The sequence below is a fragment of the Hyalangium minutum genome, assembly GCF_000737315.1.
Taxonomy (GTDB): Bacteria; Myxococcota; Myxococcia; order Myxococcales; family Myxococcaceae; genus Hyalangium; species Hyalangium minutum.
Genome location: NZ_JMCB01000004.1, coordinates 266,313 through 278,726, shown reverse-complemented (window position 1 = coordinate 278,726; position 12,414 = coordinate 266,313). Strand labels below are relative to the sequence as shown.

Sequence of the window (12,414 nt, the reverse complement as noted above, 5' to 3'; positions counted from 1 at the left end):
CTCCCCTCCCTTTCCGAGGTGCTCCCATGCACGCAACCGACCTGCCGCTCTACTACAACGCAGTCGACATCCTCGAACGCAACCTCCCCGCCCGCGCGGACAAGGTGGCGCTCTACAGCCCGCAGCGGGAGATGACCTTCCGTCAGATCTCCGACGAGGCGAACCAGACCGGCAACGCGCTCAAGGCGCTCGGGGTGCGCTTCGGCGAGCACGTGGGCATCCTCGCCTTTGACGGGCCCGAGTGGGTGACCACCTTCTTCGGCACGGTGAAGATCGGCGCCATCGCGGTGGGGCTCAACACCCTGCTCAAGGCGCATGACTACGAGTACATGCTGCGCGACTCGCGCGTGCGGGTGCTCGTGGTCCAACAGGAGCTGCTGCCCATCATCCAGCAGATCCGCTCACGGCTGCCCGTCCTCCAGCACGTGGTCGTCATTGGGACAGGGAGCCATGAGGGCTGCCTCACGTACAGCGAGTGGATCCAGAGCCAGCCCACCACGCTGGAGACCGAGCAGACCCACCGGGATGACATCTGCTCGCTGAACTACTCCAGCGGGACCACGGGGGAGCCGAAGGGCATCCACCACTCCCACAAGGTCTATCCGCTCACGGCCCAGCTCTGGGGTGCGAACGTGCTGGGCCTGCGCGAGAGCGACCGCACCTTCGCGGTGGCCAAGCTGTTCTTCACCTTTGGGACCGGCGGCAACCTCATCTTCCCCTGGTACGTCGGCGCCAGCTGCGTGCTCTTTCCGGGGGCCCCCCGCGTCGCGACGAACGTGCTCGGGATGATCGATCGCTTCAAGCCGACCATCTTCTTCAACGCGCCCACCGGCTATGCCGCGGCGTTGGCGGTGAAGGAGTTCTCCAACTACGATCTGTCCTCGCTGCGCCTGTGCGTCTCCGCCAGCGAAGCCATGCCCGCCCCGCTCTGGCATGCGTGGAAGGAGCGGACGGGGGTGGACATCATCGACGGCATTGGCTGCACGGAGAACTTCCACATCTTCATCTCGAACCGGCCCGGCGACATCCAGCCCGGCAGCAGCGGCAAGCCCGTCCCTGGCTACGAGATCAAGCTGACCGATGACGAAGGCAAGCCCGTGGGGGCCGGAGAGATCGGCAACCTGCACGTGAGGGGGGAGACGGCCGCCCTCTGCTACCTGCACCAGCACGCGCAGAGCCTGCGGACCTTCCGTGGAGAGTGGCTGGTCACCGGAGACAAGTACTTCGTCGACGCGGACGGCTACTACTGGCACGCCGGGCGCTCGGACGACATGCTGAAGGTCGGCGGCATCTGGGTCTCGCCGGTGGAAGTCGAGAGCTCGCTGCTCAAGCACGCGGCAGTCCTGGAGTGCGCCGTTGTCGGGCACGCGGACCCGAGCAACCTCATCAAGCCCAAGGCCTTCGTCGTCCTGAAGCAGGGGCACACTCCCTCGAACGAGCTGGCTCAGGAGCTCATCGATCACTGCCTTGAGCACATGGGCGCCTACAAGCGCCCGCGCTGGGTGGAGTTCGTCGCCGAGCTGCCCAAGACGGCCACGGGGAAGATCCAGCGGTACCGGCTGCGGCTGGCGGCGTAGGAGCCGCCGGCGCTCTTCTCTGGAGAGGGGGCTGAACTACACGAGGGCTTCCAGCGCGCTCGGATGGCTGAGGAACTCCCGAGGACTGGCGGATCGGCCGTACGCCCCCGACTGGAAGACCACGATGAGGTCCCCCTCATTCGCCTGCGGGAGCCAGGCCTTGTCCGCCAGCAGATCGAGCGGTGTGCACAGCGGACCGACCACGCTCGCCACCTCGGTCACCTCTTGCTTCCCGTTGACCGCCACCGGGTAGTTCTTGCGGATCACCTGACCAAAGTTGCCGGAGGCGGCGAGGTGATGGTGCATGCCCCCGTCCGTCACGAGGAACACCTGCTCCCGAGAGATCTTCCGATCGAGCACGCGGCACACATAGAGCCCCGCCTCGCCCACCAGATAACGCCCCAGCTCGATGACGAGCTCCGTCTCTGGACACTCGGCGCGGGCACGCTCGGCAAGAGTGTTCAGATGCTCGATGACCGAGCGAACCTCAAGCGGCTTGTCGGCCGGCGTATACGGGATGCCAAACCCGCCGCCCAGGTTGAGCGAGCGCAGCGGCACCTTGAGTTGCTGCGCCCACTCCCGCGCGAGCTCGAAGCTCCGCGACTGCGCTTCGATGATGGCGTCCGCGCGCAGGTTCTGCGAACCGGCGAACAGGTGGAAACCCTCGAAGTCCAACCCAGCTCGCTGGATCTCCCCAATGAGCTCTGGCACCCGCTCGGCGTCAACGCCGAACTGCTGCGCGCCTCCTGTCATCTTCATCCCCGACGCCCGGAGCGCGAACGGCAGGTTCGCGCGGACGGCGACCCGCGCACTGCGGCCCGTCTGCCGGGAGATCCCCTCCAGCAGCCGCACCTCCCGGAATGACTCGACGTTGACGAGGATGCCAGCGGCGTGCGCCTGCCTCAGCTCGCGCTCACTCTTCCCAGGACCAGCGAAGCTGATGTGCTCGGGGGACTTGCCCGTATCGAGCGCGACGCGCAGCTCTCCAGCCGATGCCACGTCCAACCCGTCCGCCAAACCCGCCAAGTGGAAGACGAGGGCGGGCATCGGGTTCGCCTTGATGGCGTAGTGGAGCCTCACGCGGGGAGACAGCGCCCCGCGAAGTCCCTGGACACGCTCGGTGATCCGCTGCCGATCGTAGAGGTAGCACGGCGTTCCGCCCACCGCTTCGACCACTCGCGACAACGGCTGTCCCCCGACGAGGAGCTCGCCCCCGTCGTTGCGCGGCCAATCCCCCCAGGTCCCACTCTTGGGGGGCTCCGTCCGTACGGCCTCGACTGCTTTCATGCTCCTGGCTCCTTGGCCACTCAAGGGGAGAAGTACACGCCTCAGACAACGCGCTGCAGGGAGGGCTTCGAGGCCGGCTGCGCCGGGACTTCCTTGCCCTCCGCCTCTGCTTCGAGGAGCTCTCGCTGGAGACTCTTGCGGTCAATCTTCCCGTTCCCATTCCGAGGCAGGGTCGCGTCGCGCACCTCGACACGGTGGGGCACCATGTAGGGCGGCAGCGTCTTCTGCAGCGCGCGCAGGAGCGCGTCGGTGCTGAACTGGCCCGGCTCCCGGGGCAGCAGGATGACGGCGATGCGATGTCCGAGCCGCTCGTCCGGCAGCCCGACTGCCGCCACCTCGGCGATCAGCCCGGTCGAGTAGATCGCCTCCTCGATCTCCATCGGGCTGATGCGGTATCCCGACGACTTGAGCATCTCGTCGTTTCGCCCGATGAAGTAGAGGAAGCCCTCCTCGTCCATCTGCACGGTATCGCCGGAGAACACGGCGAACTCAGGCAGTACCAGCCCGTTGATGCGCCGGGGGAGTGGACGGAACCGCTCCGCCGTCTTCTCCGGGTCATTCCAGTAGCCGAGACTGACCGTGGAGCCACGATGGACGAGCTCACCCGGCTCGTTCGGCGCGCAAGGGGTGCCGTCCGGCCGCAACACCAGCAGTTCCTGGTTGGGAATGGCGCGTCCAATCGAGTCGGGGCGGCGGTCGACCTCCTCTGGAGGCAGGAAGCTGGAACGGAAAGCCTCGGTCAGCCCGTACATGAGATAGGGCTTCGCCGAGGGGACCCGCGCCCGCAGCCGCGCGAGCGTCTCCCGCGGCATCTTCCCACCGGTGTTGGCGAAGTAGCGCAGGTGCTCGTTGATCTCCGCCGGCCACTCGAGCTCGGAGAGCTGGATGTAGAGCGGCGGCACCGCCGTCAGGCCGGTGATGCGTTCACGCGCCAGCGTCTTCAGAACCTCCATCGGCATCGTGTAGTCCAGCAGCACCGCGCTGCCGCCTACCGTGAACGCTGTCGTCAGCTGCGAGAACCCGGCGTCGAAGGACAGCGGGAGCACCGCCAGCAGCCGGTCGTCGGCGCGGTTCTCGAGATAGCTCGAGACGCTCGCCGCCCCGGACACCAAGTTGCGGTGGCTGATCACCACGCCCTTGGGCCTCCCCGTACTCCCCGAGGTGTAGAGGATGGCGGCCATGTCGATGTCCGCCACCCGGATGGGCGCGGGCGACCCGCTTGAGACGAACTCCGCCCACGTCTGCAGCCTGTACTGGGCCCCCTCCGGCACGGGCGGGCAGCTGTCAGAGGTCAGCACCACCGTCTGCAGCGAGGAGTGCTTGGAGAGCGTGTCACGGAGCGACAGGTAGCGCTCACGGGACGTCACCAACACCTGCGCGTTACAATCGCTGAGGATGTGCTCGACCTGCAGGGCCTTGAGCACGGGGTTGATCGGAACGAAGCAGCAGCCCGCCTTCGTGGCGCCAAAGGCGGCCGCCACCGTCTCGTACGACTTCGACAGGTAGATCCCAACGCGCGCGAAGCGCTCCACCCCAGTGGCCTGCAGGCCCCGTGCGAAGCCGTCCTGCATCGCGGCCAGCTGCGCGTACGTGAGCGCCTGCCCCCTGTACCGCAAGCTCTCGGCGTCGGGGGTCCGGCTGGCCGCCTGATCGATGAGATGGTGAAGGAGATACGGCGTAGCCATGGTTACACCTCGGGGGTTCAATGAACTCAGGACGTGGAGACGGACAGCGCAGAGGCGGCCTTCATGGCGCCGATCATGACGGTCAGGGTCCGGACTTGCTCGAACAGCCGGCGGAACGGCAGGCCCTCGACATAGCCGTGCCCCGCAGCCGTCTGCACCGCGTCGCGCGCGATCCGGAAGGAGAGGTCGCTGATGTGGCCGACGCTGAGCTCCTCGAGCCCGCCCTTCATTCCAGGCGGCTGGCACCGCTCGACGCTCGCAGTGAGATAGAGCGCGAGCGCTTCGTGGTTCAACGCCAGATCGGCCAGACGCAGGGCGACCGCCTGGTGCTGGATGATGGGCTTCCCCGCAGCCTGCCGCGTCTTTGCGTAGGCATAGGCCTCTTCGACGAGCCGCCGCGTCGCCCCGGTGAGCAGCCCGGACAGCAAGGCCAGCTGGGCGCGGACATAGGTGCCCCAGGCGCTCGGCGCCAGCGGCTGCATGCCCACATCTCCGCCCGTCAGCCCCGGCTGGAGGGTCCAGGTGAGCACCTCCCCCAACGGAAAGCCCAGCAGGCCGTTCGTCCGCGAGCCGGTGAGCCCCGGCACGGGCCCCTCTTTGCCGGACGGCCCCAGGGGGAGCACCCCGCTCGGGCCACCGAGCGCCACCGAGGGCGGGCTGGCTGGGTCGACAACGGGAAGCCACGCCACCCACCGCGCGGCGCTGGCGTCCGGAATGGCGGCGATCTCCACCGACGGCGGGAGCTCCGCCACCCTTGCGGGGATGATGGACAGGCCCTGCCAAGCGGACAGCAGGTGGGCATGCCCGAGCAGCTCGGCCATGTGGAACAGCAACACCGGCCCGTCGTCGCGGCTCTCAAGTTCGGGCAGCACGCTGGCGAGCTCAAGCCCCCGCACCCGCTCGACCGCCTGCGACAGCTGCCTGCGGTCCATCCCGGAGAGGCTGCGGTTGGCCGTGGCGATAGCCCCAGCCGCGCTCATGAAGGGCTCGGCGACCGGCGCACGCCCGAAGTCAACTGGAGCAGAAAAGGTCTCTTGAGGGTTCACGAATGTCTCCACGAAAAGGCATGCCGGGTGTACCGGGCCGCCGACAGCCGGCGGGGCCTTCACAGGCTCGGAGGGATCGGCGCGGTCAGTGCTGGTAGGCTCTGGCGATCATCAGGCGCTGCATGTCGCCCGTTCCCTCCAGGATGTCGAAGGCCTTCGCGTCGCGATAGAACTTCTCGATGCGATCTCCGGGCGTGGCAGCCCTCGCCGGGAACATCGCCGCCAGCCGGTGTGCCAGCTCCATCGAGACCGTGGAGGCGAACGCCTTGGCAAGCGACGCGTCGGTCGACGCGCGCGCTCCCGAATCGAACTTCCACGCGGCACGCAGCGCCAGCATCTGCGACGAGGCGATACGGGCCCGGAACATGCCAAGCTCCTCTCGCGCCTGCTCGATCCGGGCTCGTTGCAGCTCCGCCTCGCCGTCCGCGAGGCACTGCTCGGCATACTCCACCATGCCCAGGCAGCCGCCGTTGATGAGCGAGGAGAGGACGGGCCGCATGTAGTCCCACGCGGCCTGCGCGCCGGTAAAGGCATCAATGAGGGGGCCGCGCTTGCCCGTGTGTCCGAGCATGCTCTCCGCAGGCAGCCGGCAGTCGGTGAATGACAGGGACGCCAGCTGGCTCGCCCGGAGTCCCATCATGTCCTCGCACCGGTCCACCGAGAACCCCGGCGTGCCGCTCGGCACCACGAAGGCGCGAATGGCGAAGCGTCCCTTGCTGGGATCGAGCGAGGCGAACACCACGACCACGTCCGCCCTCCCCCCGCTCGTGATGAAGCACTTGGTGCCGTTCAACACGTACTCATTCCCAGTGCGCGTGGCCACCGTGCTCATGGACGCGGCGTCCGAGCCGCCCTGCGGCTCGGTGATGGCGAAGGCCCCCCACACGGGCCGCGTCTGCCCCAGGAAGCGCTTGAAGTAGGCGACCTTCTGCTCCTCCGTCCCCAGCGCGATCACCGGTGGAGCCGACAGCCCCGGGCCGGGCAGGCCAATCGGCAGCGCCGGGCAGATGCGCCCGATGCGCTCGAAGATCACAGCCCTACGAACCGCCGTGGACGTGAGCACGAGGCCACCATATTGGACCGGCATGTTCACGCGATTCTGCAGGTCGACGGACACCTGCGACCAGAACTCGCCCGGGATGTCCGCCTCCGCATCAGCCCGCGCGGCGATCGGAGGAATGTATTTCTGCATGCCCTCGAGAAGCGGCCAGGACTCCGGATCCTCGCGCCGGATCTCGTTCATCACCGCTTCAGGATCAATCCTCATGGCTTCCCGGAGCCCTTCTGCGCAGCCTGATAGGTCTCGAACAAGACCTTCACGGGCACACCCTCGATCGTCATGCCCTCGTACTGGCAATCGCTGAAGCTGACACCCACCATGCTGGCCTTGGTGATGGTGCTGCCGTCGAAGAGGACGTTGTTGAAGGTCGACTGGGCCAGTGAGACCTCCGAGAAAGTGCTGCCGGACAGCCGAACGTCCTCGAACTTGCTGGACGCCAGATCGGAGTCAGCGGCTTCAATCTTGTGGACAACGTCGTTGAGGTTGATCGTACTCATGTCGTTTGCCTTTGCTGTGAGGAGAAAGCGGTCAGTTGCCCGTCGGCGAGGCCGCCGCCAAGTCGGAACGAAGTTCAGTGTAGCAACGCCACATCAGCGCCAAGGCGGTGGCGCCAAAGCCAAGAACGAGCCCCCACCAGACGCCGCTCGCCCCCAAGCCCAGCACCGGGCCGAAGAGGATTTGGCTGCCCGAGGCGATCACGCAATACCCCACGAAGCACTGCGCGAGCGGAGCCCGGGTCTGCCCCACGCCGCGGAGGATCGCCGCGCCGATGATGATGAAGGCCTGGATGGCGACCAGGAGCCCCCCCTGGACCATGAGGTGCTGGAGCATCTCCTGCGCTTCGGGCTCAAAGGCGGCCTTCCCAAGGAAGATCGCCCCGAGTTCCACGGGAAGTGACAGGAACACCGCGACGATCGCGGCTCCGAACACGGTGCCCAGCACCAACGACGTCATCGCTACCCGGTTGCGGTTGACCAGCTCCCCCTTCGAGTGCAGCACGGCAATGCGCTGGACGGCGGCCTGCCCCAGCCCGACGGGGACGACCTGGCACAGGGACACCCACAGCAGCACGATCGAGTGCACAGGCATCACGCTCACCCAGTAGCGTCCGACGACGAGCGAGCTGACCAGCGGAGCGAGGCTCTCCAGCAGCATGACAACGCCAATCGGCCAGCCAACGGAGCTGACGAGCCCCATCGCCGAGCGCAGCTTGGCCTTCGCCTCCGCGAGGACGCCCGGCTCGAAGCGCAACTCGGGCATGAAGCGCATGGACAGGGCGGCCACGAGCACCATCAACCAGTGCGTCGCGGCGACACAGATGAGGACGCCCACGGCCACCGATCCAACCAGCTCCTTCATCAGATCCAGGGTGAACACGGAGAGAATGGCCGAGCCCACCGCTCCGGCCGCGTACACGAGGGACACGAAGCCGGCCTTCTCCCGCAGCGAGGCGTGGACGCGGTAGACGACCAGCAAGAACGAGGGGATGACGTCCAGGGCGCCCGCCAAGCCCAGGGGGCGCGCCAGGGCCACCACCTCGGAGTCCAGCCCGAGCAGGCCCAGAATGGGACCAATGACAAGGCTGAGCACCGTCAAGACCACCCCGAGCGAGAGCGCCAGCACGGCCCCAGAGGCGATGGCCGCGCCGTAGGCCCCCGGGTTCCGCCGCCCCAGCGCCTGTCCCGCGGCGAAGTAGAGCGCCTGCAGGAAACCCGAGACGGCCAGGAAGGCGGTCAGATTGATCGAGTTCACCAGCGAGTAGCTGGAGAACGAGAGCCCGGAGTCCTTCGCGACGAGGCTCGCGACGTAAAGGCTGCTCAGCACGGGCACCACCTGCGTGGCGACCGTCTTCATCGCGAGCACGCACAGATCCCGCACGACCGCGGAGATGCCTCTGGAACCTGCTTGCGCCTCGAGGGGCGTTGACGCCGTCATACCTGATCTCCACTTCCCTTTACGAAACGCCACAATTGGGCACCCACCGACCCGCCATACGACATTCCCCAAGAAAGAAACATGTCCCCCTCCGACACGCGGCCGCCGTGTGCGCCGTCGATGAGCTCCGCGACCAGCGCGGGTGCGGCGGCAGCGCACCAGTAGCCGTCATCCTCGCGCGGCGCGACGACAGGCGCCTGGACTCCCAGCCGCTCCCGCAGCCGCTGGTCCAGGTCGAAATCCAGGCATGAAGAGATCCAGCCCGACAACTGCGACGGAGCCACCCCCTCCTTGCGCAGGAAGTCCATGAGGACGGCCACCGCCGCATCGAACAACGCTTCGGAGTCGATCGTCACCGGCCGCTCTGCGCGCGGATCGCCCGGACTGGAGGACCTGTCCCCACGCGGCGTGGCAGCCTTCTTCACGCCCGCGCCGTCGCCGCTCGGTGACGCGATACCCCGGATCTCGATCGCGGGGAGGGGCCGTACCTCCACCGGCAGTTCGTGGATGAACGGGTTGAAGCTGCGCACCACCCCGCTCACGTAGCGCAGCCCCGGCCCCTCGCCTCGGGTAAACCAAGCCGCGACCGCTCCATCGCCGAGCACCGTCGAGGCGCTCCAGACGCGCGGGAATGCGATGGGCCACCGCTCGACAGCGATGAAGAGGGCGCCGCTGCCGGGCTGAGTCAACATCGCATCGATGATGTCGACAGCGCCCGCCAGCGAGGCCCCTTGAAGCTGAGACACCGCGAAGTACGGTACCCGTGACAGCCCCACTGCGCCCGTGACGCCTCCGATCATCGAGTGGAAGAGGCCGCTCTCGTCGAGCGAGGTTGCCGAGCACACGACGAGCCCACACCGGGCGGCCAGCTCCTTCTTCGGGAGGACGTCCCCGAGCGCGGCGACCGCCTGACACGCCATGTCCAGCTGGGTCTGCGCGCGGGAGAACCGGAAGCGCTGCCCTCTCGGCAGCGCCACCGAGTCCACTCCCCGCCTGCAGTGCGCGAGCGGATCATGGCCGATCTGCGAATAGAGAAACTCCGCCGTGGCACGGTCGAGTGACACGTCCGCCGAAGCGTACTCGGCTTCGACCTCCCGAGCCCAACCGGGCAGGTCCAGGACGTCTGGCGGCCTCACGACCCGAGCCCAGCTGAGCGTCAGGGGGGCCTCAGCGGCCATTGACCTTGCTCTCCACGAACGCAGCCAGGTCATCCCAGCGGCTGAACAGGTCCGCAGACAGATCTTCCACGTCGATGACGATGTCGAACGCCTTCTCGATGGAGGTCAGGAGGACGACCACGTTCAGCGACTCGAGACCAAGCTCGTACAGGTTGGTGTCGCCAGAGAGCTCGCGCGGAGAGATGTCCAGCTTCAGGACCTCGAGCACGACTTGGCGGAGCTTGTCGACAACCTCGTTGGCAGCACCGGCCTTCTCAGCCTGGGTTCCCATGGTGATCATTTCCCTTCAATCAATAGATGTGGAATCGGATTCTGAAGTCTGACAGCACTGCACGAACGCCCTACAGCCCCTGGACCTCCAGTGACGAGTAAAACCGTTCGTACAGAGAGACCCGCCGCACGTCGAACTCCGCGTGGTCGGCGGACGAGAACACGAGCAGCCCCGTGAAGTCCGTGCAGTGCGCCGCCGGGGGCAGGAACTGACCGGGCTTGAGATCGATCTTCACGTGGCGGATCCAGCTCTCGGAGAACATCTCGGGCGTCGCCGCGCGCTTGACGAAGCCCGCGAGTGAGTTGCGGAACCCCATGAGCCCCAGCGTCTGTCCTGTCTTCGCCTGGATGGGTGGGAGCAGGTCTCCACGGCCCCCCTCAAGGAGCAGGAGGGCTCGCGAGTAGTTCACGCCGTACTGCCCCTCGATCATCAGGACGATGCCACCGCCTCCAGGCCGCGCCGCGATCTCCAGGAAGACGATCTCGCCCTTCGAAGTGACGAAGCACTCCATATGTGTGACGCCGTTTCCGAGCGCCAACACCTCCACCACGCGATCCGAGAAGGCCTCCAGCCGCGCCTTCAGCTCCCCCTCGGTGAGCAGGACGCTCACAAAGGGCGTGCCCGCCGCGAAGTCGATGTTGGCCATTCCCGGCAAGTACGGCGCGCTCGCCGTGACCAGGGACTTGCCGTCGCGGACAACCGCGTTGACATGGTAGAGCACTCCGTCGATGAACTCCTCCGCCTCGAAGCCGTTCGGCGCCTGAGTCTGGGAATACCAGTGCTCGACCTCCTGCTGGGTCTGTACAAACGAGACGTCGCGTGAGCCCTGCCCGTCCACAGGCTTGATCGCAAGCCGCTGATACTTCGCGAGCAGCGCCTCGACGGCGGCCCGATCCGCGCAGCTGGTGTGCTCGGGCACGCGGACGCCCGCCGCGCGCAGCGCCTCCTTCATGACGACCTTGTTGCGGAAGCGCTGGGAGTGCTCGGGGTGTGCTCCACCAATCCCCATCTCCTTGCGGAGCACGGCAGCCAGGTCGACCATCTGTTCGTCCAGCGTGGCGACGGCGAAGACCCCGTGCTCGGCATGCCGCCGGAGCGCTCGCTGATGCACGTCGTCCTTATTGCTCCACCGGACGATCTCCGTGTCGACCTTCTCGAAGTACTTCGCGTTGGCCTTGTCGGCGAAGACCACGACCGGAAAGGGCAGCCCCTCGAGAATCGAGCTGCCATCCAGCGCGGTGAATGCGCGGCCATCGCCACGCGCAAGAATCAGCATCTTACTCATCATGTGCTCCCTGCGACCAGTCTGCTTGCCGAGAACTGCTGTCGGTAGGTGGAATCGGAAAAGGAAGCCGGCTGGTCCAGCCTTTCGGCGTTGCGACGGCATCGGGAGCGCAGCGCACGAGCATCGCGCCGGCATGCCCTGCCGGAGAGGCCGTCCAAATGACCGCCCTCAGCGGCTTGCCCCCTCGCACAGCCGCCTCGACCGCGGAGCGGAGCGAGGCCAGGGAGGAGGCGCTGGAGAGGTGCACTCCTGGGAAGGGGGCACCGAGCACCGCACCACCGAGGCCCGTGGCCTGGGCGAGCCGGTGGTGCAGGCTCACCTCATACTCATCACCGGCCAAGCAGAGCGAGGCCCGCTCCACCTCCGGGTTCTCCTTGAGCAGTTGGACGATGCAGCGCTCCGCGTGCTCCCTCACGTACTCGAGCTGCTGCGCGGCGGGGGCGGTCCAGAGATCATGCGCGGGCGGCTGGCACGAGACGACGATGGACTCGATCTCGGCGATGGGAGCGGCGATCAGATCGTTCGCGGCCACGAGGCAGGCCGCAGAGGCGTCGGCATAGGTGACGAGCCCCGGAACACGGCGGAAGAACGGCGCAAGCCACTTGTCCGCAGCGGAGACACACGCGAGCCCGCCCTCGGCTGTGTCCATCTCCGCGAGGCGGAAGAGCGTCGGAATCCCCGCCGTCCCCAGCTGCCCACCGGTCATCGCCGACTGGATGTCGTGGAAGTGGTCGTGCTCGATGCGCAGGCAGGCAGACCCGAGGATCTGCTGATCGAGCGTGGCCTGCGCGTGCAGGATGGACAGGACGTGAGGCGCCGCGGTCGGTGCGCCGCGGAGCATGTCGCCCACGGCCGCTGACGCCAGGTCACTGCTGCGCTCTGTATCCGCGGCGGCGGCCGGCGCCGAGTACTTCTCCGACAGGATCAGCGTACCGCCACGCCTCACGGTCGGCGGACGCGACCGCGAGCCGGCGGGATCAAACAGGTGACGATACGCCGTGTGAACGACCGTCCCGAGTTGGTTCGTGTGGAAAGAGTTCGGAGGGAGGTGGACGCCCACCGAGGCGATTCGCAGGGTCAGTCTCACAGG

Annotated in this window: 11 protein-coding genes; 1 reads left to right on the top strand and 10 read right to left on the bottom strand. The window is 67.1% G+C overall.

What is annotated here, in order from left to right; all coding sequences use genetic code 11:
* The first annotated feature begins 26 nt into the window (after positions 1–26).
* Positions 27–1,577 carry a benzoate-CoA ligase family protein gene (locus DB31_RS12555; protein WP_044186757.1) on the top strand — a complete coding sequence of 517 codons (1,551 nt, stop codon included), beginning with the start codon at positions 27–29 and terminating at the stop codon, positions 1,575–1,577.
* A 36-nt stretch (positions 1,578–1,613) separates the two neighbouring features.
* Here the strand turns inward: DB31_RS12555 and DB31_RS12550 are convergent, their stop codons facing one another.
* From DB31_RS12550 to DB31_RS49595, 10 genes are all read right to left on the bottom strand, one after another.
* The gene (locus DB31_RS12550) at positions 1,614–2,864 is read right to left on the bottom strand and encodes a pyridoxal-dependent decarboxylase, exosortase A system-associated (protein ID WP_044186754.1); all 1,251 of its coding nucleotides are present in this window, start codon (positions 2,862–2,864) and stop codon (positions 1,614–1,616) included.
* A 41-nt stretch (positions 2,865–2,905) separates the two neighbouring features.
* Positions 2,906–4,549, bottom strand: a complete 1,644-nt coding sequence (locus DB31_RS12545; protein WP_044186752.1) for an acyl-CoA ligase (AMP-forming), exosortase A system-associated — start codon at positions 4,547–4,549, stop codon at positions 2,906–2,908.
* Between the two features lie 26 nt (positions 4,550–4,575).
* Positions 4,576–5,595: an acyl-CoA dehydrogenase family protein gene (locus DB31_RS12540; protein WP_044186749.1), complete on the bottom strand. Its 1,020-nt coding sequence runs from the start codon at positions 5,593–5,595 to the stop codon at positions 4,576–4,578.
* Between the two features lie 85 nt (positions 5,596–5,680).
* Positions 5,681–6,862: an acyl-CoA dehydrogenase family protein gene (locus DB31_RS12535; protein ID WP_083968191.1), complete on the bottom strand. Its 1,182-nt coding sequence runs from the start codon at positions 6,860–6,862 to the stop codon at positions 5,681–5,683.
* On the bottom strand, positions 6,859–7,152 hold the full coding sequence (locus DB31_RS12530; RefSeq protein WP_044186746.1) for a pentapeptide repeat-containing protein: 294 nt from the start codon (positions 7,150–7,152) through the stop codon (positions 6,859–6,861). Before DB31_RS12530 ends, DB31_RS12535 begins: the two co-directional genes overlap by 4 nt.
* A gap of 31 nt (positions 7,153–7,183) precedes the next feature.
* Positions 7,184–8,590 carry an MATE family efflux transporter gene (locus DB31_RS12525; protein ID WP_044186744.1) on the bottom strand — a complete coding sequence of 469 codons (1,407 nt, stop codon included), beginning with the start codon at positions 8,588–8,590 and terminating at the stop codon, positions 7,184–7,186.
* Positions 8,587–9,768 (bottom strand): beta-ketoacyl-[acyl-carrier-protein] synthase family protein, encoded by a 1,182-nt coding sequence (locus DB31_RS12520; RefSeq protein WP_044186741.1) that lies wholly within the window; start codon positions 9,766–9,768, stop codon positions 8,587–8,589. Before DB31_RS12520 ends, DB31_RS12525 begins: the two co-directional genes overlap by 4 nt.
* Positions 9,758–10,039, bottom strand: a complete 282-nt coding sequence (locus DB31_RS12515) for a phosphopantetheine-binding protein (protein ID WP_044187236.1) — start codon at positions 10,037–10,039, stop codon at positions 9,758–9,760. Before DB31_RS12515 ends, DB31_RS12520 begins: the two co-directional genes overlap by 11 nt.
* A 70-nt stretch (positions 10,040–10,109) precedes the next feature.
* On the bottom strand, positions 10,110–11,327 hold the full coding sequence (locus DB31_RS12510) for an ATP-grasp domain-containing protein (RefSeq protein WP_044186739.1): 1,218 nt from the start codon (positions 11,325–11,327) through the stop codon (positions 10,110–10,112).
* Positions 11,317–12,411 carry a hypothetical protein gene (locus tag DB31_RS49595; RefSeq protein WP_044186736.1) on the bottom strand — a complete coding sequence of 365 codons (1,095 nt, stop codon included), beginning with the start codon at positions 12,409–12,411 and terminating at the stop codon, positions 11,317–11,319. The genes DB31_RS12510 and DB31_RS49595 overlap by 11 nt, the downstream gene beginning before the upstream one ends.
* Positions 12,412–12,414: the final 3 nt, after the last annotated feature.

Excerpts from the sequence above, each read along its gene's own strand:
- DB31_RS12535 (WP_083968191.1), bottom strand. The coding sequence starts at position 6,862 with ATGAGGATTGATCCTGAAGCGGTGATGAACGAGATCCGGCGCGAGGAT.
- DB31_RS12530 (WP_044186746.1), bottom strand. The coding sequence starts at position 7,152 with ATGAGTACGATCAACCTCAACGACGTTGTCCACAAGATTGAAGCCGCT.
- DB31_RS12525 (WP_044186744.1), bottom strand. The coding sequence starts at position 8,590 with ATGACGGCGTCAACGCCCCTCGAGGCGCAAGCAGGTTCCAGAGGCATC.
- DB31_RS12510 (WP_044186739.1), bottom strand. The coding sequence starts at position 11,327 with ATGATGAGTAAGATGCTGATTCTTGCGCGTGGCGATGGCCGCGCATTC.
- DB31_RS12555 (WP_044186757.1), top strand. The coding sequence starts at position 27 with ATGCACGCAACCGACCTGCCGCTCTACTACAACGCAGTCGACATCCTC.
- DB31_RS12550 (WP_044186754.1), bottom strand. The coding sequence starts at position 2,864 with ATGAAAGCAGTCGAGGCCGTACGGACGGAGCCCCCCAAGAGTGGGACC.
- DB31_RS12545 (WP_044186752.1), bottom strand. The coding sequence starts at position 4,549 with ATGGCTACGCCGTATCTCCTTCACCATCTCATCGATCAGGCGGCCAGC.
- DB31_RS12515 (WP_044187236.1), bottom strand. The coding sequence starts at position 10,039 with ATGGGAACCCAGGCTGAGAAGGCCGGTGCTGCCAACGAGGTTGTCGAC.
- DB31_RS12520 (WP_044186741.1), bottom strand. The coding sequence starts at position 9,768 with ATGGCCGCTGAGGCCCCCCTGACGCTCAGCTGGGCTCGGGTCGTGAGG.